At 61.6% G+C, this 25,828-nt stretch carries 23 protein-coding genes and 1 other RNA gene; 21 read left to right on the plus strand and 3 right to left on the minus strand.

The features are described from left to right. Positions 1–4: 4 nt before the first annotated feature. The 3 genes from BSY240_RS00940 to BSY240_RS00950 form a co-directional block, all read right to left on the minus strand. Positions 5–970, minus strand: a complete 966-nt coding sequence (locus BSY240_RS00940) for a lytic transglycosylase domain-containing protein (RefSeq protein ID WP_083229529.1) — start codon at positions 968–970, stop codon at positions 5–7. Positions 971–1,103: 133 nt separating this feature from the next. Then, complete coding sequence (locus tag BSY240_RS00945) at positions 1,104–1,739, minus strand: LysE family translocator (protein WP_069041109.1); 636 nt, start codon at positions 1,737–1,739, stop codon at positions 1,104–1,106. A gap of 45 nt (positions 1,740–1,784) precedes the next feature. Continuing rightward, the gene (locus tag BSY240_RS00950) at positions 1,785–2,999 is read right to left on the minus strand and encodes a pyrophosphate--fructose-6-phosphate 1-phosphotransferase (RefSeq protein ID WP_069041110.1); all 1,215 of its coding nucleotides are present in this window, start codon (positions 2,997–2,999) and stop codon (positions 1,785–1,787) included. 319 nt (positions 3,000–3,318) lie between these two features. Here BSY240_RS00950 and BSY240_RS00955 point away from each other — a divergent pair, with 319 nt between their 5' ends. The 21 genes from BSY240_RS00955 to ftsA all read left to right on the plus strand — a co-directional run bounded on the left by BSY240_RS00955 (position 3,319) and on the right by ftsA (position 25,806). Then, positions 3,319–4,056, plus strand: coding sequence for a J domain-containing protein (locus BSY240_RS00955; protein WP_069043771.1), 738 nt, complete (start codon positions 3,319–3,321; stop codon positions 4,054–4,056). Then, on the plus strand, positions 4,053–4,814 hold the full coding sequence (locus BSY240_RS00960; protein ID WP_069041111.1) for an N-acetylmuramoyl-L-alanine amidase: 762 nt from the start codon (positions 4,053–4,055) through the stop codon (positions 4,812–4,814). Before BSY240_RS00955 ends, BSY240_RS00960 begins: the two co-directional genes overlap by 4 nt. A 258-nt stretch (positions 4,815–5,072) precedes the next feature. After that, positions 5,073–5,597: a lytic transglycosylase domain-containing protein gene (locus BSY240_RS00965; protein ID WP_054151667.1), complete on the plus strand. Its 525-nt coding sequence runs from the start codon at positions 5,073–5,075 to the stop codon at positions 5,595–5,597. A gap of 85 nt (positions 5,598–5,682) precedes the next feature. Next, a complete protein-coding gene (locus tag BSY240_RS00970) occupies positions 5,683–6,873 on the plus strand; it encodes an NAD(P)/FAD-dependent oxidoreductase (protein WP_069041112.1) in 1,191 nt (396 codons plus the stop codon). Between the two features lie 79 nt (positions 6,874–6,952). Then, positions 6,953–7,351, plus strand: an RNA gene (gene rnpB / locus BSY240_RS00975) — RNase P RNA component class A. A 382-nt stretch (positions 7,352–7,733) separates the two neighbouring features. Then, a complete protein-coding gene (gene mraZ / locus BSY240_RS00980; protein WP_006725930.1) occupies positions 7,734–8,171 on the plus strand; it encodes a division/cell wall cluster transcriptional repressor MraZ in 438 nt (145 codons plus the stop codon). Between the two features lie 17 nt (positions 8,172–8,188). Further along, entirely contained in the window at positions 8,189–9,214 is a 1,026-nt protein-coding gene (gene rsmH, locus BSY240_RS00985) for a 16S rRNA (cytosine(1402)-N(4))-methyltransferase RsmH (protein WP_069041113.1), read from the plus strand. Positions 9,215–9,216: 2 nt separating this feature from the next. Next, positions 9,217–9,603, plus strand: coding sequence for a cell division protein FtsL (ftsL, locus tag BSY240_RS00990; protein WP_054151671.1), 387 nt, complete (start codon positions 9,217–9,219; stop codon positions 9,601–9,603). Continuing rightward, entirely contained in the window at positions 9,603–11,348 is a 1,746-nt protein-coding gene (locus BSY240_RS00995; RefSeq protein WP_069041114.1) for a peptidoglycan D,D-transpeptidase FtsI family protein, read from the plus strand. Before ftsL ends, BSY240_RS00995 begins: the two co-directional genes overlap by 1 nt. Before the next feature lie 59 nt (positions 11,349–11,407). Next, a complete protein-coding gene (locus tag BSY240_RS01000; RefSeq protein WP_069041115.1) occupies positions 11,408–12,862 on the plus strand; it encodes a UDP-N-acetylmuramoyl-L-alanyl-D-glutamate--2,6-diaminopimelate ligase in 1,455 nt (484 codons plus the stop codon). After that, complete coding sequence (locus tag BSY240_RS01005; RefSeq protein WP_069041116.1) at positions 12,859–14,292, plus strand: UDP-N-acetylmuramoylalanyl-D-glutamyl-2,6-diaminopimelate--D-alanyl-D-alanine ligase; 1,434 nt, start codon at positions 12,859–12,861, stop codon at positions 14,290–14,292. Before BSY240_RS01000 ends, BSY240_RS01005 begins: the two co-directional genes overlap by 4 nt. A 24-nt stretch (positions 14,293–14,316) precedes the next feature. Then, the gene (gene mraY / locus BSY240_RS01010; protein ID WP_006725936.1) at positions 14,317–15,417 is read left to right on the plus strand and encodes a phospho-N-acetylmuramoyl-pentapeptide-transferase; all 1,101 of its coding nucleotides are present in this window, start codon (positions 14,317–14,319) and stop codon (positions 15,415–15,417) included. A 7-nt stretch (positions 15,418–15,424) separates the two neighbouring features. Continuing rightward, the gene (murD, locus tag BSY240_RS01015; protein WP_069041117.1) at positions 15,425–16,834 is read left to right on the plus strand and encodes a UDP-N-acetylmuramoyl-L-alanine--D-glutamate ligase; all 1,410 of its coding nucleotides are present in this window, start codon (positions 15,425–15,427) and stop codon (positions 16,832–16,834) included. Between the two features lies 1 nt (position 16,835). After that, positions 16,836–17,990 carry a putative lipid II flippase FtsW gene (gene ftsW / locus BSY240_RS01020; protein WP_054151676.1) on the plus strand — a complete coding sequence of 385 codons (1,155 nt, stop codon included), beginning with the start codon at positions 16,836–16,838 and terminating at the stop codon, positions 17,988–17,990. A gap of 6 nt (positions 17,991–17,996) precedes the next feature. Beyond that, positions 17,997–19,118, plus strand: a complete 1,122-nt coding sequence (gene murG, locus BSY240_RS01025) for an undecaprenyldiphospho-muramoylpentapeptide beta-N-acetylglucosaminyltransferase (RefSeq protein ID WP_069041118.1) — start codon at positions 17,997–17,999, stop codon at positions 19,116–19,118. Then, a complete protein-coding gene (gene murC, locus BSY240_RS01030) occupies positions 19,115–20,527 on the plus strand; it encodes a UDP-N-acetylmuramate--L-alanine ligase (protein WP_069041119.1) in 1,413 nt (470 codons plus the stop codon). Before murG ends, murC begins: the two co-directional genes overlap by 4 nt. Further along, positions 20,528–21,502 (plus strand): UDP-N-acetylmuramate dehydrogenase, encoded by a 975-nt coding sequence (murB, locus tag BSY240_RS01035; protein WP_069041120.1) that lies wholly within the window; start codon positions 20,528–20,530, stop codon positions 21,500–21,502. It abuts the gene before it with no gap. Between the two features lie 69 nt (positions 21,503–21,571). Further along, positions 21,572–22,426 carry a GGDEF domain-containing protein gene (locus BSY240_RS01040; protein ID WP_069041121.1) on the plus strand — a complete coding sequence of 285 codons (855 nt, stop codon included), beginning with the start codon at positions 21,572–21,574 and terminating at the stop codon, positions 22,424–22,426. Between the two features lie 205 nt (positions 22,427–22,631). After that, a complete protein-coding gene (locus BSY240_RS01045; RefSeq protein ID WP_069041122.1) occupies positions 22,632–23,558 on the plus strand; it encodes a D-alanine--D-alanine ligase in 927 nt (308 codons plus the stop codon). Further along, positions 23,546–24,478: a cell division protein FtsQ/DivIB gene (locus BSY240_RS01050; protein WP_069041123.1), complete on the plus strand. Its 933-nt coding sequence runs from the start codon at positions 23,546–23,548 to the stop codon at positions 24,476–24,478. The genes BSY240_RS01045 and BSY240_RS01050 overlap by 13 nt, the downstream gene beginning before the upstream one ends. Next, entirely contained in the window at positions 24,475–25,806 is a 1,332-nt protein-coding gene (gene ftsA, locus BSY240_RS01055) for a cell division protein FtsA (RefSeq protein WP_054151683.1), read from the plus strand. Before BSY240_RS01050 ends, ftsA begins: the two co-directional genes overlap by 4 nt. Positions 25,807–25,828 lie beyond the last annotated feature (22 nt).

A 25,828-nucleotide genomic window follows, 5' to 3' on the forward strand; every position in this document is an offset into this window, starting at 1 on the left:
CGAGTTACTGCATCAGATGCAGCAGGCCCTTACGCTTGGCATCGTAGTAGTAGCCACGGGAGTAGAGGCGGACAGCCTGGTCGTGATCATTGTCGGCGACGACCCAGGCGCCCTTCAGATACTTGACCGCATATTTGATGTTGGTTTCGGCGTCAAACAGGCCATCAGCAGGGCCGTCATAACCCATGGCCTTGGCCGTGTTGTAGCGGATCTGCATCAGGCCGTAATTGCCCTTGCTGTAGGCGGCCGGATTGTAGCGGCTTTCGCGGTGCACGACGCGATGCACCAGATCAACCGGGATCTCGTGGAGCCGTGAGTATTTCTCGATAAGCGCGTTCAGACGCGTCGGGCCAACCGTATCCGGCTTCCGACCCGCATTGGGCACCTGCGGCTCGCCCGGAGGCGACACGTCGAAGGGGTCGCCGAAGCTGGTGAGCGCCGTCGCGCGCAGGGGGGCTGCATAAGCCAGGACGACGGGAGCCTGTACCGCTGCTGGCGCTGTCGCAGATGCCGGTGCAGGTGTTGCACTTGCGCCAACGCCAGGAGGGGTGAGCGTCGCTTCGGTCGAAGCTGCCGCAGCCGTCATCTGCTGGCTCCCTGTGGTAACAGGCGTTGTTACCATGGCCAGTGCATCGGTGGCCGCTGTCTGCGGCGTGGTGGGGGAGAGAGCCGAGGCCTTCAAGGCCGGGATCGGCGCTGCGGTTTCCGTGCCGGGAATGAGTGGTGCAGGGCCCGGGTTTGCGGCTGCGAGCTCGGCCTGCGTCATCAACGACGCCTGGGCCCCGGCTGTGCCATTCGTGGCGGCCTCGGCAGCCATGGCAGCCTGCATTTCCGGAGACTTCGGATTGGCGACCGGTGCGGCAGCGAGATCTGCCTTCACGCTTTCATCGATCGCGGTGCATCCACCCAGTCCAGCCAACAGTGAGGCAGCCATGCAGAGAGCGATGCCGCGGTCAGTTCTGACGTTCATGCCACTATCCGTTACGAGATGCACGCGAGGTCACCGGCAAATAAGCCGACTGTTCGTTTCCGTTTCTTAATCTATGCCCAGCATTGCGGCAAGCTTGCGACCTCGGGGGCATTTCGCAGACGCGTTCCGCGGCTCAGGCCGCGATCTTTCGATAGCCGGCCGTAACCGCCTTTGCCGCAATCAGGACGGTGCGGCCGGAACGGTTCACAGTACGGCGAACTGCATGTTTCCTAACGATTTTTCGGACGCGTTCGGGAAACAGTGCATAGACGATGCAGGACAAGGCCGAGAGGGCAACGAAGGTGGCGCCAAACGCGATCGCCTGGGGAATGAACGGAGCGTCCGGCGTCAGGAATTGCGGCAGAAGTGCGGCAACGAGCAGGCTGCTGCGCGGGTCGCGGGATTCGCTTTCGAAGCAATGCGCGATGACGCGAAGCGGTTTTTCCTCCGGCAGATTGTCGTTGTCGGCTACCGGTTCGATGCCGGCAGGCGCACGCGCGAGGCCAAGCCCGAAGAGCATAAGCCAGAACAGGCCGACCCACTGGAAGATCGAAAATGTCAGCGTCGACAGGGCGATCAGGCCCCACGAGATGGCGAGTGTCGCTGCGACCGACACGGCGGTGCCGAGTGCAACGCCCGTTCCCGTGGCGAAGACGCTCTTGCGGCCATGGGCCAGCGCATAGGACAGAACCATGCGCTTGGACCGGCCGGGCACGACCAGAAGGGCCGCGGCGACGACTGCGAACAGGATCCAGGTAGAATGGGGCATGACACTCACTCCTCCAGGAGAGGAAGCCAGCTTTCGGCGGTCAGGTCAATGGATGGGGCGGTACTTCTGCCCGAGATAGTCCATCACTTCTTTGAACCACGGCGTGCCGAGGTCGAAAGGCTTGCCACCCTTGATCCGCGGGAACTCTATGGTCCGTAGGCGTCCGCCCTTGTCTTCATCATGACCGGTCACGCCCGACACCTTGTTCAGACCGCTTTCGACCGCGAGATCGACCATGCTCTGGATGAGGCGAAGGTCTTCGTAGTTGGCGGGGGCAGAGCGGGCGTAGTAGCCTGATTTCTGCACCATCGAGCGATCGGCATCGAGCAGCTTGGCAAAGTGCTTCTGGAACCAGTTGCCGACATTGATCGTGTCGAGCTTCACATGGCCGAAGGCGTCACGCTTGATTTCCTCGCCGGCCGCCTCCCGGTCGGCGACGATCTCGTCCATGCAGGCGCCTTCCGACACGAAGAGCGTGACGAAGCCGGTCCGGTCCATGATGTCCTTCAGGCGGGCGGCTTCGCCCTCCATGTCGAAATGGGTCTCGGGAAGATAGAGGCCGTCGATGTTCTTCAGCTCCTGGTTCATCAGGAAGCCTTCGATGTATTCATTGTGCTGCGTGCGCTGCATGTAGGCGCGGGCGGTGGCTGCTGTCAGCCAGCCGCAGTGGCGGCCCATGACCTCATGAATGACCAGCGTGCGTGGCGAAGCGCTCTGTTCGTTGGAAACATGGTCGAAGAATCGGGCGCCGACTTCGGCGGCCGTCCAGGCGCCGAGCGTCTGCTTGATCGGGTAGACGTCGTTGTCGACGGTCTTGGGCATGCCGACGACCGTCAGGTCGTAGCCGTTGGCGCCGAGATAGGCGGCGAGGTCGGCAGCGGTTGTGTTGGTATCGTCACCGCCAATGGTGTGAAGGATCGTGACGCCATCTGCCGCGAGCCGTTCGGCTGCGACGCGGAGCGGATTCTGGTCTTCCCTGACCAGGCCGCGCTTCACGCAATCGGCGACATTGGTGAGCTTGACGCGGCTGTTGCCGATCGGCGATCCACCATAGCGATGCAGCACATGCGCCTTCTCGCGCATTTCCTTGGTTATCTCGATCTTGTAGTCCATCAGCAGGCCGCGAAAGCCGGACTTGTAGGCGATGAGCTCGATTTCGGGTGCGATGTCGGTGTAGCGCTCGATCAATCCGCCGACAGCGGACGAGAGACAGGGCGCGAGGCCCCCGGCGGTCAACATCGCGACTTTCTGCTTGGCCATCGATCCTCCTCGGACGCTTCATCGCCCGTGCAACTTGGGTGTTCAGGTGGCAAATGGATGCGATAGGCGCGGCGGCCTGTAAAGCCAAAAAATCAAGGAAATCGGGCATTTCGCAACCATGCGAGCTTCAAATCCGAATATAATCGTTTCAATCGCGGCCGGGTGACGGGATGGCTTCTGTGGATAATCGATTGGAGCCCATGCCGGGCGTCGGGACAGCGCGAGTTCAGCGAAACGGATTCAAGATGAAGAAACTTTAATCCTCGCTATTGGGCCCGGCTCCTTGCTTTTTCTGGGTATATTTGGTCAAGCTTTCAACATGATCTTCGATTTTGCCTGCGAACAAATATCGTCATTCTGGGACCGGTTGCTCGGCGCGATCGGTGATGCGGCTGGCAATGTGATCGGCAGTATCGTCGAGGCCGTGCGTACGGCCTTCGAAGGCGATCCGGAAACGCGCCGTCGCGTGTCCTTCTCGGTTGCCATCATCGCGCTCTCCGCGAAGATGGCGAAGGCCGATGGCGTCGTCTCGAATGCCGAAGTCGAAGCATTCCGCAAGATCTTCGAGTTTCCGCCGGAAGAGGCCCGCAATGTGGCCCGGCTTTACAATCTCGCCCGCCAGGACGTCGCGGGTTTCGAGACCTATGCGAAGAACCTCGCAGGCATGTGCCGGACCTGTGACGAGTTTTGCCCGGTGCTCGAGGATATCATCGACGCCCTGTTCCACATCGCCAAGGCGGACGGCCTCGTGCATGAGAAGGAACTCGCCTTCCTGTCGCGCATCGCCGAGATCTTCTCAATCTCGGAAGACCGGTTCGCGATGATCACCGAACGGCATATCCATCTCGACGGCGATCCTTATGGGGTCCTCGGCGTGCAGCCGTCCGACGATTTTGCGACGATCCGCAAGAAGTACAGGGCGCTGGCTGCCGAACATCATCCCGACCGACTGCATGCGCGCGGCATTCCGACGGAATTCCACAGCGTCGCCAACCATCGCATGGCCAAGTTCAACGAGGCCTATTCGGCGATCGAGAAGGCGCGCCGGGCGGCATGAGTTCGTTCACCGGGGATTTCAAGCGCGCGGAGGTCTGTCCTTCGCCCAATCACGGCGAACGCGTCGGCGTCGATCGGCCGGATATTCTCCTTTTGCACTATACGGGCATGCCTTCCGCCGAGGGCGCGCAGGCTTGGCTTTGTGCGCCGGAAAGCCAGGTCTCCAGCCATTATCTGGTGCATGAGGACGGCCGCGTGGTTCAGATGGTGCCGGAAGAGCGGCGTGCCTGGCATGCGGGCAAAAGCATTTGGGGCGGCGAGACCGATATCAACTCCCGCTCGATCGGCATCGAAATCGCCAATGCCGGACACCCGGGCGGCCTTCCGGACTTTCCCGAACAGCAGATCGAATCCGTCATCGAATTGTGTCTCGAATGCGTCAAACGGCATGGTATTGCCCCTGAAAGGGTGCTTGCCCACTCCGATGTGGCCCCCATTCGCAAGGTCGATCCGGGTGAAAATTTCCCCTGGGATCGGCTGCATCGGGCAGGGGTCGGACACTGGGTTGAGCCTGGTCCGATCGGCGGTGGTCGCTTCTTCCAACGCGGTGACCGGGGGCAACCCGTCGAGGCGCTGCAGTCGATGTTGTCGCTCTATGGGTATGGTCTTGAGATTACAGGCGAATTCTGCGCTCAGACGGAAGGCGTGGTCGCCGCATTCCAACGACATTTCCGGCAAGCCAAGGTTGACGGGGTTGCCGACAGCTCGACCATCGAGACCCTGCACCGGCTGCTGACCAGCCTGCCGCGTTTCGGCTGATCCAATCCCATCCCAAGGTGTTTTCGGACCAAGGAAATCAACGCCTCTGGCGACGATTTGTTGCGGTGCCACAGGAATTCCTCATTGGGCGGCTCTAAAGGACGGGCTGAACAGCGCCGATGGTTCGCAGACGGACCTGGCGCAAACATCAACTTGAGAGACCCGGAACTGGCGGCCTGACAGGGGCTCGCGGCGCTTAACTGCGCCCGCTTTGACGCGCGTGGATACCGGTGGCTCGACTGGAGACTGAACCTTCTCATGACACGACGACTTGTTGCTGCCGCGGCATGCATTGCAATGCTTTTGACCAACGCCCAGTCCGCGCTTGCCGGCAGCGAGGAGCGCCGCTTCAAAAAGCCCCTCAAGACGATCACTCGCGACGCCGGTTATCCGGCGGCGCCTTCCTTCTCGAAAAGCCCCTACAGCGCGATCATCACCAAATATGCGAAGAGCTACGGCGTCCCGGTTGATCTGGCCCATGCCGTCGTTCGCGTCGAGAGCAATTTCAATCCCAAGGCGCGTGGCAGTGCCGGCGAAGTGGGGCTGATGCAGATCAAGCCGGCGACGGCGCGAGCCATGGGCTATCGCGGCAAGACCAAGGGGCTCTACGATCCGGAGACCAACATCCGCTACGGCATGAAGTATCTCTCGATGGCCCATGAACTGGGGGGCGGCGAGACCTGTGGCACCATCCTGCGCTACAATGCCGGCCATGGCGCCAAGCGCATGAACCCGATCTCCAAGCGCTATTGCGGCAAGGTTATCGCCTTGATCGGAAACTGAGAAAGAGCTGTGCCCTTGCCGTTCCTGTCACTGGACACGGGGACTTGCCATGCTATCACCGGACGCAACGTAAGGATGGTGACGCATGATTGAGCGGTTCAAGTCGATAGTCGTTGGTCGAGGCATGATGGGTGCTGCGGCGGCCCGGTACCTGGCACTTTCGGGAGAGGGCGTCGCCGTCATCGGTCCCGACGAGCCGAAGGACTGGTCGAGCCATCACGGTGTTTTTGCGAGCCACTACGACGAGGCCCGGATTACCCGGACGATCGATTCGAACCCCATCTGGGCCCGGCTCGCCAATCGCTCGATCGCGCGCTACGGCCAGATCGCCGCGGAAAGCGGCATCGCGTTTTATGATGAGGTCGGATGCCTGATCGTCGGGCCGAAGCGAGGCGGGCGCGATCCCTATGTCGGCCAGGTCGAGGCTGCCGCACGAGAGCTCGGGGTGTCCGTCGAGATGCTGTCTGACGCTGCACTCAAGTCGCGGTTTCGCTATTTCGATTTCGGCTCCGATTGCGAGGGTGTCTACGAGCAGCGCAATGCGGGTTACGTCAACCCGCGTCGGCTCGTCGAGGCGCAGAGCCTGCTTGCGGAGAAAGCCGGTGCCAGGGTGATTCGTCAGACGGTGGTTTCCGTCCGGGAGGAGGGCGGTCTTGCCATCGTCACCACCGATGATGGCGCGGTCTACTCGGCCGAGCGCGTGCTGATCGCGGCCGGCGGCTTCTCGATCAACGAAAACCTGTTGCCGCGTCCCGTCGACCTTAAGGTCTATGCGCGTACTGTCGCCTTCTTCGAGGTCCCGGATGAGGATCTTGCCGCCTATTTCGGCATGCCGTCACTCATCCATCAGCCGGCTGATCCCACCGACCACATCTATCTTCTGCCGCCGGTGCGCTATCCCGACGGCAAGACCTATCTCAAGATCGGCGGGGATCCCGACGATCTGCAGCTCGAGACGGAGCCGGAGATTCGGGCCTGGTTCAGGCGGGGTGGTCGACTGACCACGCGCGATCACCTGCATCGGATCATCACCGGCCTCGTGCCGACCCTGGCCGATGCGCCGATTTCAATGGCGGCCTGTGTGACCTCGTTCACCCCGGAGAACTATCCGTCGATCGGTTTTGCGAGTGAGCATATTGCAGTACTCACGGGCGGCTGTGGCGCGGCGGCCAAGAGCTCCGACGAGATCGGGCGGCTGGGTGCAGAGCTTCTCCAGCACGGCCGAATCATCGACGAGGCCTATGGCGACGTGTTCCGGCCGGTCTTCAGAGACTGATTCACCAAAAGCGCCCAAGTGGTCCTCGATGCTCGCTTTTCGATGGCAATCGGGCAAAGGGTCGGTTAAGGACGCCTTGCCAGTTGGCTGGGCAGCCGCGCTTTACCAATGCCGAAAGGCGGTAAGGTGAGGAAAGTCCGGGCTCCACGGAAACACGGTGCCGGATAACGTCCGGCGAGGGCGACCTCAGGGAAAGTGCCACAGAAAGCAAACCGCCTCGCATGCGAGGTCAGGGTGAAAGGGTGGGGTAAGAGCCCACCGCGTCGCTGGCAACAGGGACGGCACGGCAAACCCCACCGGGAGCAAGACCGAATAGGGATGACGCGGGTGGTGCGAAAGCACCGCTACAGCCTGTTTCCGGGCCAGTCATCCGGGTGGGTTGCGCGAGGCAGCGTGTAAACGCTGTCCCAGATGAATGGCTGCCACGTTCCGGGAAACCGGGGCCATACAGAACCCGGCTTACAGGCCAACTGGCAAATTTCCCCTTTTTCGACTTTTCGGCGAACCACCTGAAATTTCAGGTGGAACGGCCTCGGGTTCGGCGAATCACATTTGCGGCAACGATTGTCGAATTGCGCACCGAAAACAGCAGTTTCTAACCATTCGTTAAGCTTAACCGCCTATCAATGTTTGAATCGCGGAAGAGGTTCATCCCGGCCGTTCCCATTGACGCCCATATTGTCCCATGGTATCCCAATTGCATGCCGTTGCGGGGGTCGTTTCATCCCCGAAATCTCGTGAAGCAGGTGCTTCCTCTCGCATTTCAGGCGGGTGTGTTGCGGGTTCGGCGGTTGGCGTAATCAGGTGTGTTCCGGGGTCTCTGATTGACCCTGCATCCAAGGGGAGGCCGGTTGTCAGTGATGAGCCGCTTCCTGTCCAACGCGACAAACAGGATCGATGCGAAGGGGCGGGTTTCCGTCCCGGCGGCGTTTCGTGCCGTGCTGGTGCAGCGCGGAATTCAGGAGCTTTATTGTCTCCAGGATTTCGTCTATCCGGCGGTCAACATCGGTGGTCCGGATCTGCTCGAGCGGTACGAGCGGAAGATGGCGGCCGAGGATCCCTTCGCGTTGGAGGCAAACGAGATGTCGCTGCTGCTTCATGGTGGCGGCGTCTTTGCGCGACTCGATGCCGAAGGGCGATTGGCGGTGACGGATTTCATCCGGGATTTCACGGGGATTTCCTCGGAGGTCTGTTTCGTCGGTCGGTCGGATCATTTTCAAGTGTGGCAACCGCAGGCGTTTCACGAGGCGCAGGCGAGAGCCAGAGAGGTGGTCAGGCAGCGAGGCCTGCGCACCTAGAAAGACGGAGAAACGGAATGGCGGCGAACTTTGGCGAAGGTTTTTCCGATGCCGATGGCGGACCAGTTCGCCACATTCCGGTTCTTCTTTCCGAAGTCCTGAAGGCTCTCGAGCCCGAGGCTGGCAAAGTCGTCCTTGATGGGACCTTCGGCGCCGGTGGTTACACCTCCGCCATCCTGGTCAAGGGCGCCGACGTCATTGCGCTCGACCGCGACCCGAACGCCATTGCCGGCGGCAAGGCGCTCGTCGAGGCCAGCGGTGAGCGGCTGACCCTTCATCATACGGAATTCTCCAATCTTGCTGAGTTTGCTCCCGACGAGGGTCTCGACGGCGTGGTGCTCGATATCGGCGTCTCCTCCATGCAGATCGACGAGGCCGATCGCGGCTTCTCGTTCCAGCGCAACGGGCCGCTCGACATGCGCATGGCGGTCTCCGGTGTTTCGGCCGCCGATGTCGTCAATCGTGCCAAGGTGTCTGATCTGATCCGCATCTTCGGCTTCCTCGGCGAAGAGAAGCATGCAGGGCGTATTGCGCGCGCCATCGAAAAGCGCCGCGCGATCGAGCCTTTCCAGACGACGCGTGATCTCGCCAACCTCATCGAGACAGTCAATCCGCGCAAGGCCAAGGACAAGATCCATCCGGCGACGCGCGTTTTCCAGGCGCTGCGCATCTACGTCAATGACGAACTCGGCGAGTTGGCGCAGGCGCTGTTTGCCGCCGAGCGTTCGCTGAAACCGGGCGGTCGCCTGGTGGTGGTAACCTTCCATTCGCTGGAGGACCGGATCGTCAAGAAGTTCTTCTCCGAGCGGTCCGGCAAGGCGTCAGGTTCGCGCCATCTTCCCATGGTGGAAGCGCGGCCGGCAACCTTCGAGCCGGTCGGCAAGGGCATGGTGGCGGCGAGCGAGGAGGAGGCGGAGATCAATCCCCGCGCCCGTTCCGCGAAGCTGCGCGCCGGCATCCGCACCTCGGCGCCCGCCGAGCGGGCCGACATGTCGATCTTCGATCTGCCCGACCTCGCCACACTCGAAAAGATCGGAGGCTGACAGTGCTAAGAACCTTCGACTTCCTGATGATCGGAGCCATGCTGGCCGCAGCCACCGTGACCTACCAGATCAAGCACAACACGGATAACAAGGCAGCGGAAGTCCGTCGCCTCGAGGCCGAGATCAAGCTGGAGAAGGACACCATCGACCTGCTCAAGGCCGATAGGGCACTGCTCACCCAGCCGAACAGGCTTGAACGCCTGGTTCAGGCCTATGCCGCCGAGTTGCAGCTTGTGCCAACCGAGCCGAGCCAGCTGGCGCGGCCGATGGAGCTTCCCATGCTCAAGGATTTGGTGCCTGTGCCGGAAGGCGAAGAGGGAACCGTGAGTGCGACAGCACCCTCCGATCCCATCAAGGACCTCATCACGACAGGATCGGTGGACCGCTGATGACCTTTCTTTCGCGAATCATGCTGTTGAAGAGCCAGGCGCATTTCTCGACCGATGTGCAGCGTGGCGGTGCCGTCGTGAGCGGAGCGACCTTCAAGGGGACCGGCAAGCGCAAGTCGGAAATGGCCAAGACCCGCGTCGGGCTGATGATCGCGACCTTTTGTGTCGCCTATGCCGTGATCGGTGGGCGTCTCGTGCAATACGGTCATGCGCAGCCTGAGACCGTGTCCAGCATCCTGCCGGCCGACCGGCTGATGGCCTCGCGCCCCGACATTCTCGATCGCAATGGTGAAGTGCTCGCCACCGATATCCGCACCGTCTCGCTGTTTGCCGAGCCCCACAAGATCGTCGATGCGGACGAGGCGGTCGAACGCCTGTCGACCGTCCTGAAGGACCTTGATGTCCGGGATACGTATCGCAAGCTTTCGTCGAATTCGCGTTTCCAGTGGTTGCGCCGGCAACTGACCCCGAAGCAGCAGAGCCAGATCCTGGCGCTCGGTATTCCCGGCATCGGCTTCCGGCCGGAAAAGCGGCGCTTCTATCCGGGCGGTGCGACTGCCTCGCATATCGTCGGCTACGTCAATATCGACAATCGCGGCATGGCCGGGATGGAACGCTATATCGACAATCAGGGCATGGCGGATCTGAGAGCGCTTGGCATGACCAGCGATGCGCCGTTGGAACCGGTCCGGCTGTCGGTAGACATCCGCGTCCAGAACATCTTGCGTGATGCTCTCGTCAACGCTGTTGCAAAATACGAAGCGATCGCCGCCGGAGCCGTGGTTCTCGACGTTCACACCGGTGAAGTGGTCGCTATGTCGTCGATTCCCGATTTCGACCCGAATCGGCCTCAGGAAGGGGCCGAAGAAGGCTGGATGAACCGCATGACGAACGGCACCTTCGAGATGGGGTCGACCTTCAAGACGTTCACGACGGCCATGGCGCTCGATTCGGGCAAAGTGACCATGAATGACAGTTTCGATGCCCGTTATCCGATCCGCATCGGCCGGTTCACCATCAAGGATTTCCATGGAAAGCATCGAGTGCTGACCGTGCCTGAGATATTCCAGTATTCATCGAACATCGGAACGGCCCGCATGGCCGAAGCCGTCGGGACCGCCGGCCATCAGGAATTCCTGACACGCTTGGGTCTCCTGACCAGACTGGAAACCGAACTGCCGGAAGTGAAGGCACCGTCGCAGCCTCGGGAATGGAAGCAGATCAACTCGATCACCATCTCCTTCGGCCACGGCGTCTCGACCACGCCGCTGCAGACTGCGGTTGGAGCCGCGGCGCTGGTCAACGGTGGAAAGCTTCTGCCGCCCACCTTCCTGACCCGCGACCGCGAGCAGGCCGATCAGATTGCCCAAGTCGTGGTGAAGAAACAGACCAGCGATGATATCCGGCATCTGTTCTGGATGAACGGCAAGGCTGGTTCCGGCAAGTATGCGCTTGTTGATGGCTTCAATGTCGGCGGCAAGACCGGCACGGCCGAGAAAGTCATCAATGGCCGCTATTCCGACGATCAGAATTTCAACTCGTATGTCGGCGCCTTCCCGATGGATGATCCGAAATATCTGGTGCTGAGCTTCATCGACGCGCCGAAGACGGGCGAGGGTGGTGGTCGGACCGCGGGTCTTACCGCCGCACCCATCGTCGGCGAGATCATCCGCAGAAGCGCCGCAATTCTTGGTGTAGAACCCAAATACGGGGAAGACGGCTCAGCATTGCTCGTCTCTTATTGATCAGATCGACTACAGGCGGGGCGATTCGCGTAACTTGCCCCTCAAGGATGGACTGCAAAATGCTTTTGGGTGCACTGGCTGGCGAGGAGTTTGGGGAACAGGTGGCAGCCAGTGGTGCTGCAGGCGTCGAGGTTCGTGGACTTTCAGCCGATAGCCGCAAGGTCGAACCGGGCACCGTGTTCTTCGCTCTGTCCGGCTCCAGGGAGGACGGTTCGGCCTATGTAGCCCAGGCGGTCGAAAAGGGTGCCGTGGCTGTTGTTGCATCGCATGCGCTCGACGCCACTGTACCCGTCGTCATCGTCGATAATCCTCGCCGGTTCCTCGCGCTTGCCGCAGCCCGCCTCGTCGGGCGCCAGCCTGAGACGATGGTCGCGGTGACCGGCACGGCGGGAAAGACTTCCGTCGCCTCCTTTACCCGTCAGATCTGGGCCGAGGCCGGCCATGCCGCCGCCCAGATCGGCACGACCGGCGTCATCTCGCCGAAACGCAACGACTACGGCTCGCTGACCACGCCCGATCCGCTCGCACTCCACACGCTTCTCGGCGAACTCGTCGATGAGGGCGTCACGCATGCCGCGATGGAAGCGTCCAGCCACGGCCTCGATCAGAGCCGTCTCGACGGCGTGGTGCTGTCGGCCGCGGGTTTCACCAATCTTGGCCGTGACCACATGGACTACCATCCGACCATGGAAGATTACATGGCGGCGAAGATGCGGCTCTTCGAAACGCTGCTGCCGAAGGGCGCCCCTGCAGTCATCTTCGCTGATGATGCCTGGTCTGACGAGGCGATCCGGGTCGCCAAGGCCTGCGGTCACGATGTGCGCACGGTTGGCCGCAAGGGTGATTTCCTCAGCCTGAAGCGGGTCGAGCATTTTCGCCACAAGCAGGTCGCCGAAGTGCATCATGGCGGTGACATCTTCGAAGTCCACATTCCTTTGGCTGGCGATTTCCAGATCGCCAACGCGCTGGTTTCAGCCGGTCTTGCCATTTCGACCGGCGTTGCCCCGGCCGTGGCGCTGAAGGCGCTGGAGCATCTCAAGGGGGCCTCCGGCCGTCTCGAACTGGTCGGTCAGACCAAGGCTGGCGCGCTCGCTTATGTCGACTATGCGCACAAGCCGGAAGCGTTGGAAAACGTGCTGACCTCGGTGCGTCCCTTTACGACCGGTCGTGTGATCGTCGTATTCGGCTGCGGCGGAGATCGCGACAAGGGCAAGCGGCCGATCATGGGCGAGATCGCCTCGCGGCTTGCCGACATCGCCATCGTCACCGACGACAATCCGCGCTCGGAAGTGCCCGCGACCATCCGCGCCGAGATCATGGCGGCAACGCCCAGGGGGATCGAGATCGGTGATCGCGCCCAGGCCATTCGCGCCGGTGTGGCTATGCTCTCCACGGGCGATACGCTGATCGTGGCGGGCAAGGGGCATGAGGAAGGACAGACCGTCGGTTCCGAGACGCATCCGTTCTCGGACCACCAGGAAGTCCGCAAAGCCTTGGGGGAGTTCGACCGTTGACATTGCTTTGGACCGCGCGTGAAATGGTTGTCGCCATGGGCGGCCGGCCTTTCGGCAATCTGCCGGAAGGTGTGACCGGCATTTCAATCGACAGTCGGACGATTACGCCTGGCGAAGCATTCTTCGCCATCAAGGGCGACCGCGTCGATGGTCATAACTATGCCAGTATCGCCATCGCCAACGGGGCTGCCCTCCTCGTCGTCAGCGAGGCCAAGCTGCCGGCGCTCGGTCGGCTGACTATCCCGATGATCGTGGTCGAAGACGTTCTCGTCGGCCTGCAGAAGCTCGGCATGGCCGCCCGCGATCGCACGCCTGCGACCGTCATTGCTGTCACCGGCTCCGTGGGCAAGACGACGACCAAGGAGATGCTGCGCGCAACACTTGCGCCATCCGGCAAGGTGCATGCCTCCGTCGCGTCCTTCAACAACCATTGGGGCGTGCCGCTGACGCTCGCCCGCATGCCGATCGACACCCGTTACGGCGTGTTCGAGCTGGGCATGAATCATTCCGGCGAGATCGGGCCGCTGTCGCGCATGGTGCGTCCGGACGTGGCGGTCATCACGACGATCGCACCGGCACATCTCGGCAATTTCGCCAGCGTCGACGAGATCGCGGACGCCAAGGCCGAGATCTTCGAGGGTGTCGTCAATGGTGGGGATGCGATCCTCAACCGCGACAATCCCTACTACGAACGCCTTGAGCAGGCGGCGCTCGCCCAGGGTGTCGAAAACATCCACAGCTTCGGTCAGCATGCCAAGGCCGAGTTCCGGCTGGCGGAATTCGATGGTGCTGCCGAGCTTTCCACCGTCTGGGTGTCCTTCGGTGGCGAGACGCGTGAAGTGACGATCGGAGCGCCGGGCCGGCATCTCGCGGAGAATGCCATGGCAGTTCTTGCGGCCGTATCGCTGGTTGGTGCGGACATTGATGCCGCAATCGAAGCCCTGGAAAACCTCGCTCCGGTCAAGGGGCGCGGTGAACGCCACAGGCTGCAGTTGCCCGATGGCATCCTGACGCTGATCGACGAGAGCTACAATGCCAACCCCGCGTCGATGCGGGCCGCCATTGCCGTGCTTGCCTCTTCCCAGCCGACAGGCGAGGGGCGGCGGATCGCCGTGCTCGGCGACATGTTGGAGATGGGCGAATTCGCGCCTTCCGTTCATGCGGAGCTCGCAGGTCCTCTGCTGGCCGCCGGGATCGAACATGTCTGGCTCGCTGGCCCGGAAATGGTGGCGCTGCGCGACGCCCTGCCGGAAACGGTTCACGTCGTCTATCTCGAAACCACGCAGGAGCTCGCGAATTTCGTCAGCGCCGAGGTCCGCGCGGGCGATGTCGTGATGGTCAAATCTTCTCTCGGCATCGGTTTCGGCAAGATCGTTTCGGCTCTGCTTGACAAGCATCCGGCATTCACCGACACGGAGCGCCACTTTTAATCCGGGCTTTTGGAAAGGGCTCCAATGCTGATCTGGCTTGTGGAACTGGCGGATAACCTTCAGTTTTTCAATCTCTTCCGTTACATCACCTTCCGCACCGGGGCTGCTCTCTTCACCTCGGCGCTGGTGGTTTTCCTGTTCGGCCCGGCCATCATCTCGTCCCTGCGCGTGCGCCAGGGTAAGGGACAGCCTATCCGCGCCGACGGACCACAAACCCATTTCAAGAAGGCGGGAACGCCGACGATGGGCGGGTTGATGATCCTGGCCGGCATCGTGGTGTCGTCATTGCTCTGGGCTGATCTCTCCAACGTCTATGTCGTCGCCACGCTGCTGGTGACGCTCGGCTTTGGCGCAATCGGCTTCTATGACGACTATCTCAAAGTCACGAAGCAGACGGAGAAGGGCTTCTCCGGCAAGGCGCGCCTCGGCATCGAATTCGTGATTGCGGGCATCGCCGTCTACTTCATGATGTCGACGGCGCTGAGTTCCGGGCCTCAAGGCTCAACCTTCGGATCCTCGATCGCCTTTCCCTTCTTCAAGGACTTCCTGATCGATCTCGGGATCTTCTTCGTGCTGTTCGGCGGTTTCGTCATCGTCGGCGCCGGCAATGCGGTCAACCTGACGGACGGTCTCGACGGTCTTGCCATCGTGCCTGTGATGATCGCTGCTGCCTCCTTCGGCGTGATCGCATATCTCGCCGGCAATGCGGTGTTCTCCAACTATCTGCAGATCAATTTCACGCCGGGCACGGGCGAACTTGCGGTGGTGCTCGGTGCCGTGATCGGTGCAGGGCTCGGTTTCCTGTGGTTCAACGCCCCGCCGGCTGCCATTTTCATGGGCGATACGGGGTCGCTTGCCCTTGGTGGCCTGATCGGCTCCGTGGCTGTTGCCACCAAGCATGAGATCGTCATGGCGATCATCGGCGGCCTCTTCGTCATGGAAACGCTTTCGGTGATCATCCAGGTCGGTTACTTCAAGCTGACGGGCAGGCGCGTCTTCCTGATGGCGCCGATCCACCACCATTTCGAAAAGCTCGGCTGGACCGAGAGCCAGGTGGTCATCCGCTTCTGGATCATCGCGGTTGGCCTTGCCATGCTCGGCCTTTCCACCCTGAAGCTGCGGTGAGGCGGCGATGATCGCGGCCAACACCTTCAAGGGCAAGACCGTCGCGCTGTTCGGGCTCGGCGGTTCGGGTCTCGCCACGGCGAAGGCTCTTCAGGCCGGTGGCGCAAATGTCATTGCCTGGGACGACAATCCCGACAGCGTTGCGCGGGCTGAAGCCGAAGGCGTACCGACCCGGGACTTGCGCGAGATCGACTGGTCGTCGGTCGCATCCTTTGTGCTCTCGCCCGGCGTGCCGCTCACCCATCCGAAGCCACACTGGACGGTTGGTTTTGCCCGCAATGCCGGCGTGGAGATCATCGGCGATGTCGAGATCTTCGTGCGCGAGCGGCGGGCGCAGGCACCGGATTGCCCGTTCATCGCGATCACCGGGACCAACGGCAAGTCGACGACCACCGCTCTCATCGCCCATATTCTTCAGGCGAGTGGCCGCGACACCCAGCTTGGCGGTAATATCGGCCGTGCGGTTCTGACGCTCGATCCACCGAAGGACGGCCGTTTCTTCGTCGTTGAGTGCTCGTCCTATCAGATCGACCTTGCCCCGACGCTGAACCCGACTGCCGGCATCCTGCTCAACCTGACGCCCGATCATCTCGATCGCCACGGCACGATGCAGCATTATGCCGAGGTGAAAGAGCGTCTTGTCGCCGGAGCGAAGACTGCGATCGTCGGGACCGATGACAGCTATTGCGAGCTGATCGGCGACCGTGTCGAACGTGCCGGGACCAAGGTCATCCGGATCTCGAAGCGGCAGCCGCTCGCCGATGGCCTCTATGCCGACGGCTCGCGCATCATGCGGGCCGAGAACGGAGCATCTGCTCCTCTGGTCGATCTCGATGGGATCCAGACGCTGCGCGGCAGCCACAATGCCCAGAATGCCTGCGCCGCGATTGCCGCCTGCCTGGCAGCAGGCGTCTCGGAAGACGAGATCCGCAAGGGCCTTCAGAGCTTCCCCGGCCTCAAGCATCGCATGCAGCCGGTCGGGCGGCGACGTCACGTAGTTTTCGTCAACGACAGCAAGGCGACCAATGCGGATGCTGCAGCACCCGCCCTTTCCAGCTATGAGCGGATCTACTGGATTGCCGGCGGTCTGCCCAAGGAAGGCGGCATCGCAAGCCTCGCACCACTCTTCCCGCGCATCGTGAAGGCCTATCTGATCGGCGAGGCTGCTTCCGCCTTTGCGGCACAGCTCGGCGACCGCGTGGCCTACGAGATCTCGGACCACCTCGAGCGCGCCGTGGCGCATGCCGCTGATGATGCCGATCGGGATGGCGAAGCTTCGGCCGTGATGCTCTCACCGGCTTGCGCAAGCTTCGACCAGTACAAGAATTTCGAGGTCCGCGGCGACGCCTTTGTTTCGCATGTCGCAGATCTGGACGGAGTGACGATGCTGATCGACCTGCCGACAGGAGGCAAATGAGATGGTAAGCCGCGTAGAGAGAGGACCTGTCGCAGACTGGTTCTGGACGATCGACCGTCTGTTCCTGATCACCTTCGTTCTCCTGATGGGGATCGGGTTGATGCTCTCTTTCGCAGCCTCGCCGGCGGTTGCCGAACGTCTCAATCTCGACAGCTTCCACTTCGTCAAGCGTCATGCCTTTTTCATGCTGCCGGCACTCGGGGTGATGATCGGACTGTCCTTCCTGTCGCCACGACAGGTCAGGCGGATGGCCATGCTGATCCTTGCGGCCTCGCTCATCATGATGGTGCTGGTGCTTTTCATCGGTCTCGAGGTCAAGGGCGGCCGCCGCTGGCTGTCTTTGGGCTCCATGTCGATCCAGCCGTCGGAATTCATGAAGCCGGCCTTTGTCGTGATCTGCGCCTGGTTGTTTGCCGAACATGCGCGCCAGCCTGAGATCCCGGGCAATCTCTTTGCCATTCTGCTCTTCGGAATTGCCGCAGCCCTCCTGATCGCCCAGCCTGACCTCGGGCAGACCATCCTGATTGGCAGCGTATGGGGGGCGATGTTCTTCATGGCCGGCATGCCCTGGCTCTGGATCGTCGTGCTCGGCGTACTCGGCGGTGCAGGCTTCTTCGGGGCCTATCTGACGCTGCCGCACGTCGCCGGACGAATAGACCGGTTTCTGACCGGCGAGGGCGATACCTTCCAGGTCGATACCGCCCGCGAAGCGATCATTCGTGGCGACTGGTTTGGCCAGGGGCCGGGCGAGGGTATCGTCAAGCGCATCATTCCCGACAGCCATACCGACTTCATCTTCTCGGTCGCTGCGGAAGAATTCGGCATCGTCTTCTGCATGGCGCTGGTCGCGATCTTCGCCTTTCTTGTTCTGCGCGGCCTCAGCCATGCCTACAAGGAGCGCAACGACTTCAACCGTCTCGCCGTGTCCGGTCTCGTTCTGCTCCTCGGCGTCCAGTCGATGATCAATATCGGCGTCAATCTCGAACTTCTGCCGGCCAAGGGCATGACGCTGCCGCTCATCTCCTATGGCGGATCGTCGATGACGGCGATCTGTGTCACGGCCGGCTTCATCCTGGCGCTGACCCGCCGCCGTCCGGAAAAGCGCGCCCAGGAGCGCAGCCTGTTCCGTTCGGTCGCGGGCGTGCCTGCGGAGTAAAGCGTAATGACCAAGGGTATCGTCTTTCTCGCCGCCGGGGGAACCGGCGGCCATCTCTTTCCGGCCGAAGCGCTGGCGCATGAATTGAAGGCGCGCGGCTATGGCGTGCATCTGGTGACCGACCGGCGTGCCGAACGTTACGCCGGAAGCTTCCCGGCCGATGAGATCCACACCGTTTCGTCTGCGACGATCGCTTCGAAGAACCCGGTCGCCGTGGTCAAGGCGTTTCTCTCGCTGTGGCGCGGTTATCGCGAGGCGCGAGCTCTGGTGTCACGCCTGAAGCCGAAGGCCGTTATCGGCTTCGGCGGATACCCGACCGTGCCGCCACTTTTCGCGGCCTCCGGTCTCGGCGTTCCGACGGCGGTGCATGAGCAGAATGCCGTGATGGGACGGGCAAACAAGCTGCTTGCCTCGCGAGTGCGGGCGATCGCTGGTGGTTTTCTGTCACCTGACGGCGAACACAAGGCCAAGATGGTGCTGACCGGCAATCCGGTACGCCCGGCCGTCATCGGGGCCGCCGCCCAGCCCTATGTCGCGTCCGGCGCCGGCGAAACCTTCAACCTCGTGGTCTTCGGTGGAAGCCAGGGCGCGCAGTTCTTCTCCGACGCTATTCCGGGCGCCATCCGGCTTCTCCCCGACGCGCTGCGTCAGCGCCTCGTGGTGACCCAGCAGGCCAGGCCCGAAGACCGCCAGAAGGTCATCGATAGCTATGCGACGCTTGGCATTCGCGCTGATGTCGCGCCCTTTTTCACCGACATGGCGGAGCGTATGGCGACGGCCCATCTCGTGATCTGCCGCTCTGGCGCGTCTACGGTCTCCGAACTCGCGGTGATCGGTCGCCCGAGCGTGCTTGTTCCCTATCCGCATGCACTCGACCACGACCAGGCGGCGAATGCCGCAGCACTCGCGGCGCAGGGCGGCGCGCAGGTGATCGCCCAGTCGGCGCTTTCTGCCGAGCGCATTGCTGACCTTCTGACGACGGCGATGGAGGGCCCGGAGCGGCTCGCAACCATGGCGGCGGCCGCGAAAAGCACGGGCAAGCCCGACGCTGCCGGCTTGCTCGCAGACCTCGTAGAGGCTATTGCCGCCGGCAAGGGCATTGCCCAGTCGAAGGGAGCCACACAATGAAAATGCCGAAAACCATCGGCCTCGTCCATTTCATCGGGATCGGCGGCATCGGGATGAGCGGGATTGCCGAGGTGCTGCACAATCTCGGACACAAGGTGCAAGGGTCTGACCAGGCCGAGAGCGCCAATGTTCAGCGTCTCCGCGCCAAGGGCATCGAAGTCTTTGTCGGCCACAAGGCCGAGAACCTCGGTGATGCCGAAGTCGTCGTCGTCTCGACCGCGATCAAGAAGAACAATCCGGAACTGATTGCCGCCCGCGAGAAGCTCTTGCCGATTGTCCGGCGTGCCGAAATGCTCGCCGAGCTCATGCGCTTCCGCAACGCGATCGCAATCGGCGGCACGCATGGCAAGACGACGACGACCTCGATGGTTGCCGCTCTCTTGGAAGCTGGCAATCTCGACCCGACCGTCATCAATGGCGGCATCATCAATGCCTATGGCACCAATGCCCGCATGGGTGAGGGTGAGTGGATGGTGGTCGAGGCTGATGAGTCCGACGGTACCTTCCTGAAGCTTCCGGCCGATGTCGCTGTTGTCACCAATATCGACCCTGAACATCTCGACCATTACGGCACCTTCGACAATGCGCGGGCGGCTTTCCGCCAGTTTGTCGAGAACGTCCCGTTCTATGGCTTCGGGGTGATGTGCCTCGACCATCCGGAAGTTCAGGCGCTGGTGAGCAAGATCGAGGACCGCAAGGTCATCACTTATGGCGAGAACCCGCAGGCCGATGTGCGGTTCTCGAATGTGCGCCTCGATGGCATCCGTTCTATCTTCGATGTGGAGATCCGCCGTCGTCGTACCGGCCGGGTTTTCAATTTCAAGGATCTGGTGCTGCCAATGCCGGGCCGGCACAATATCTCCAATGCCTGCGCCGCAATTGCTGTCGCGAACCGGCTCGACATTTCGGAAGAGAGTATTCGCAAGGGACTTGCCGGCTTCGGCGGCGTCAAGCGGCGCTTCACGCTGACGGGCGTATCGAATGGCGTGCAGGTGTTCGACGATTACGGCCACCACCCGGTGGAGATCAAGGCGGTGCTCAGAGCGGCCCGCGAAGCCTGCCAGGGACGGATCATTGCGGTGCATCAGCCGCATCGCTATTCGCGCCTTGCCAGCCTCTTCGATGATTTCGCCAACTGCTTCAACGATGCCGACACGATCTTTCTCTCGCCGGTCTATGCGGCCGGTGAGGATCCGATTGAGGGTATCGATTCAGAAACGCTGGTATCGCGCATCAAGTCAGGCGGTCATCGCGACGCGCGTTACTTGGCCGCGCCGGATCAGCTCGCCTCTCTCGTTGCAGGCATTGCACAACCGGGTGATTTCGTGGTCCTGTTGGGGGCCGGCAACATTACCCAGTGGGCTGCTGCCTTGCCGACGGAACTAGATGCAATTGCGGGAAAGTCTTGAATGAAACAGGTGGATGGGGAAAAGCTTCTGGCGTCGCTCGGCCCGGGGGTCAACGATCTCAAGGGGCGGTTGACGCCTGATGCGCCAATGGACCGGGTGACCTGGTTCCAGGCCGGTGGGCTGGCGGAGCTGATGTTCCAGCCGCATGACGTCGAGGACCTCACCAGTTTCCTGAAGCTTTTGCCCGAAGAGGTGCCGCTGACCGTAATCGGCGTCGGATCGAACCTTTTGGTGCGCGACGGGGGCATTCCCGGTGTCGTCATTCGTCTGTCCGCCAAGGGGTTCGGACAGGTGGAGCTTGCCGGCGAGAACCGCATCCGTGCCGGAGCGATCTGCCCGGACAAGCACATCGCCGCCATGGCGATGGACAACAATATCGGCGGATTCCACTTCTACTACGGTATTCCCGGTTCGATCGGCGGCGCGATCCGCATGAATGCGGGCGCCAATGGCGGTGACACGGCCGGCCGGTTGATGGAGGTCGAGGCCGTCGATCGCAAGGGCAATGTGCATGTGCTGTCGAATGCCGACATGGGCTACAGCTATCGCCATTCGGCCGCGTCCGAAGGCCTGATCTTTACCAGCGCGCTCTTCGAAGGCTATCCGGAAGAGAAGGCGAAGATCCGCGCAGACATGGATGCGGTTCGTCACCATCGCGAGACGGTACAGCCGGTCAAGGAAAAGACCGGTGGCTCGACGTTCAAGAACCCCGAGGGCCATTCGGCCTGGGAGTTGATCGACGAGGCAGGCTGCCGCGGTCTGATGATCGGCGGGGCGCAGATGTCGTCGCTCCACTGCAATTTCATGATCAATGTCGGCCATGCGACGGGCTACGATCTCGAATATCTCGGCGAGACCGTTCGCCAGCGGGTCTTCGAAACCTCCGGCATCAAGCTTGAATGGGAAATCAAACGCCTCGGCATTTTCATGCCCGGTCGCGAAGTGAAGCCGTTCATGGGCGTCGCCGAGGCCTAAGCCTTCGGCCTCTTTCCTACGAAGTTTTAACGTCGCTCGGTTAAGCTCCCCGAAGGTTCGGGGAGTTTCATGTTTGATCTGGTGCATGTCTGGGTAATCCGGCAGCTCACGCTTGGCGAGTTTTCCTCGCGGCAGGCGGTGCTGTGGAAGGCCGTGGCCATGGCAGCCAAGATTGCCGTGTTTGCCTATGGCCTCAACGTCTTCAGTCACTTCATCCTCGTCGGTCTCGGGCTTCTGCCATATCCTCTGGGGCCGGCGCTTGTCGTCGCGACAATGCTGACGCCGCCCGTCTCCTTCATCGTCGCCGTGATTGCCTATTCGGTCGTCGGCCTTGCGATCTACGACCTTGGCGTATCGCGCCAGCGTTTCGAGACATTGAGCCGAACCGACATGCTGTCCGGTCTGATGAACCGCCGGGCATTCCTCGACACGTTCGAGGCCGCGCGTGGGCCGGTGGCTCTGATCCTGCTCGATATCGATCGTTTCAAGTTGGTCAATGACACTCTCGGTCACAAAGCGGGTGACGACGTCATCGTGCAAACGGCGAACTGCCTGACGAATGTCCTCGGCCCGGATGAGGCCATTGCCCGCATCGGCGGCGAGGAGTTTGCCGTCCTCTTGACCGGGCAGGGGACGGAGCGAGCGATGGAGATCGCCGAAGCGATCCGCGCATCTGTCGAAGGCATGGGTTTGGAAATTTCAGGGCGGCCTGTTTCGATTTCCGTGTCTGCCGGGGTCTCCGACGGCGTCGCCGAACTCGGCTTCAGCGAGCTGTTTTCAGGCGCCGACCGCGCCCTTTATCTCGCCAAGGCCAGCGGGCGGAACCGAATCGTGCATGCGAAAGATGTCCCTGTGGCACCTTTCGCGGCTCCGGTTTCTGACGATGGTCAATCCGCCGTGAACCTGTCGCGGCTCAGCGCCTGATTAATCTCATCCGTTAACTTTCTCTGTCTTTTCATCGGCTTCGTCCGATAACCTCAAGTCTTTGTTTGGCTTGCAGGGCAGGCGCTTTCGCGACCAAATTAACGAAAGTAAACGGTTCATTAACCTTAATGTTGTTCAACTGATCTGACAAAGCCGGATCAGTCGGTGCGATTGCCGGTCGAATTTTAGATTTTGCGAGGCGTAGATGAGTGGCAAGCATGTCGCGGTTTTGATGGGTGGATTGTCCTCCGAGCGGCCTGTGAGCTTGTCCTCTGGCAACGCCTGCGCTTCGGCTCTCGAGGGTGAGGGCTTCAAGGTCACGCGCGTTGATGTCGGTCGCGATATCGGTCGTGTCCTCGAAGATCTGAAGCCGGATGTCGCCTTCAATGCGCTGCATGGTCCCTATGGCGAAGATGGCACCATTCAGGGCGTGCTTGAATATCTCGAGATCCCCTACACCCATTCCGGCGTGCTTGCGTCGGCACTTGCCATGGACAAGAAACAGGCGAAGATCGTGGCCGCCCAGGCCGGCATTCCTGTCGCCGAAGCCATGGTCATCAATCGCTTCGACGTCGGCAACATGCATCCAATGGCGCCGCCCTATGTCGTGAAGCCGGTTCGTGAGGGGTCGAGCTTCGGTGTAGTCATCGTCCGCGAGGATATGGCGCACCCGCCGCAGATCCTGACGTCAAGTGAATGGCGTTACGGCGATCTCGTGATGGTCGAGCGTTATGTGGCGGGTCGCGAACTGACGTGCGGCGTGATGGATGGCAAGGTGCTCGGCGTCACCGAGATCGTGCCGCTCGGCAACAGCTTCTACGATTACGACTCCAAGTATGCGGCGGGTGGTTCGGAGCACGTGCTTCCTGCGCAAATTTCACCGAAAATTTACCAAAAAATACAATCATTAGCGCTGAAGGCACATCAGGCGCTCGGGTGTCGCGGAGTGAGTCGGTCCGACTTCCGCTATGACGATCGCTTCTCCGAGGATGGTGATCTGATTTGGCTGGAGCTTAACAACCAGCCGGGCATGACCCCCACTTCGTTGCTGCCTGAAATGGCTGCCCTTGCGGGCTACAGCTTTGGTGAATTCGTACGTTGGATGGTGGAGGACGCTTCTTGTTCTCGTTGAGCGGCAACAAATTGGTGGGTGGGTCCGGCGTGTATCCGGCTGCGCCGATTGCGTCGGGTGAGACGAAGGTGCTGCCGCGTCCGCTGCGCCGCCTGGTGCGATTTGTGCTTGCCTTGTGCTCGGGCCGTATCGCGCTGCCGCGCCATCTCGGCAAGGTCAGTCTGGTGGCGTTCTATGGTTTGGTCAGTCTGCATGGAACTGTGGTCGGTGGCCACGGCCCGATCGTCATGCAGACCGTTACGGCGTCGGCTGGTTTTGCGGTCGAAGATGTTCGGGTCTCCGGCAATCAGCATACGTCGGAAATCGATATCCTGCAGCTGCTCGGTCTTGATGGATCGACCAGCCTGCTCGGCCTCGACATTGCTGCTGCGCGCCAGGCGCTCTCCGAGCTCCCCTGGGTCGAATCGGCCGAGGTCCGCAAGGTCTATCCGTCTACCGTCGAAGTTGTTCTGCGTGAGCGTCAGGCCTATGGCATCTGGCAGCACGGTAATGATCTTTCGCTTATCGAGCGGTCCGGTTCGGTGATCGCGCCGCTGCGTGACAACAAGTTCGCATCGCTGCCGCTCTTCGTCGGTCGCGATGCCGAAACCGCAGCTGCAGCCATCGATGAGGAGTTCTCCCGGTGGCCGGCAATTGCTTCGCGGGTGAAGGCATTCGTGCGTGTTGGTGGCCGTCGCTGGGATGTTCACCTGGAAAACGGAATTGTCGTTCGCCTGCCGGAAGAGAACGTCCCGGGTGCCCTCGCACTGCTCAACCGTTTTGACGTCGAGCAGCAGGTTCTGTCGCGCGACATCGCAGTCGTTGATCTGCGGCTGCCCGATCGTGTCGCCGTTCGGCTGACCGTCGGCGCGCAGGAGCGCCGTACGGTTGCCCTCGAAGAGCGTCGCAAGGCTCTGAAGAAACTGGAGCAGAAGATATGAGCATCTTCGGTGGCTCTTCCTTTGGTTTTCCGCGCACCAAGCCGCTTTCGTCGAAGCGGGCGCATGTCGTGTCGGTGCTCGATATCGGCTCGACCAAGGTGGTCTGCATCATCGCGCGCCTCACACCGCGCCGCGAGTCTGCTGTACTGCCGGGTCGTACGCACAATGTTGAGGTCATCGGTCTCGGTCATCAGCGCTCGCACGGCATCAAGTCCGGCGTGATTGCCGATCTGGACGCCGTTGAAAATGTCGTGCGCTTGGCCGTCGATGCTGCCGAGCGCATGGCAGGCCTCACCGTGGAGAGCCTGATTGTCAACGTTTCTGCCGGTCGCATCGGTTCCGACGTCTACACCGCGTCCATCGATCTCGGTGGGCAGGAAGTCGAATCCGGCGATCTGCGCAAGGTGCTGATCGCTGCCGGTCAGCAGTCCCAGGGCAATGACCGTGCCGTCCTGCATTCGCTGCCGACAGGCTTTTCTCTTGACGGAGAGCGGGGAATCCGTGATCCACTTGGAATGTATGGTGACGTTCTCGGCGTCGACATGCATGTGGTCACGGCCGAACGTGCAGCGCTTCGCAATCTGGAGCTTTGCATCAACAGGGCCCATCTGACCGTCGAGGGTGTGGTCGCCACGCCTTATGCCAGCGGCCTTGCGGCCCTGGTCGACGACGAAGTGGAGCTCGGTTGCGCGGCGATCGACATGGGCGGTGGCATGACCACCATCTCTGTCTTCGCCGAAGGCAAGCTGATCCATACGGACGCCATCGGGATTGGTGGTCACCATGTGACGACCGATCTGGCGCGCGGGCTTTCGACCCGTATCGAGGATGCAGAACGTCTGAAGGTCGTTCACGGTTCGGCTGTCGCCAACGGCGCCGATGATCGTGAGGTCGTGTCCGTTCCACCGATCGGCGAAGACGATCGTGATCAGCCGACCCAGGTATCGAAGGCACTTGTGACCCGGATCATCAGCGCGCGGATCGAGGAAACCCTCGAGATGCTGCGCGACCGGATTCAGAAGTCGGGCTTCTCGCCGGTGGTTGGCAAGCGCGTGGTTCTGACCGGTGGTGCCTGCCAGCTCACCGGCATGCCGGAAGCGGCCCGCCGCATTCTGGCCCGGAACGTGCGTATCGGTCGTCCGATGGGTGTGTCCGGCCTCCCGGCCGCGGCCAAGGGACCGGCCTTCTCGACGGCCGTCGGGCTGACGATCTATCCGCAGATGGCGGATCAGGAAACACATGCCGGGCAGGGCGGGTTGTTCTCGCCCTTCGGCAACGGAAACAGCCGCTTCGCCCGCATGGGCCAATGGCTGAAAGAGAGTTTTTGAGTTTACCCGGCCGAACACAAGG

It is taken from the genome of Agrobacterium sp. RAC06 (assembly GCF_001713475.1).
GTDB lineage: Bacteria > Pseudomonadota > Alphaproteobacteria > Rhizobiales > Rhizobiaceae > Allorhizobium.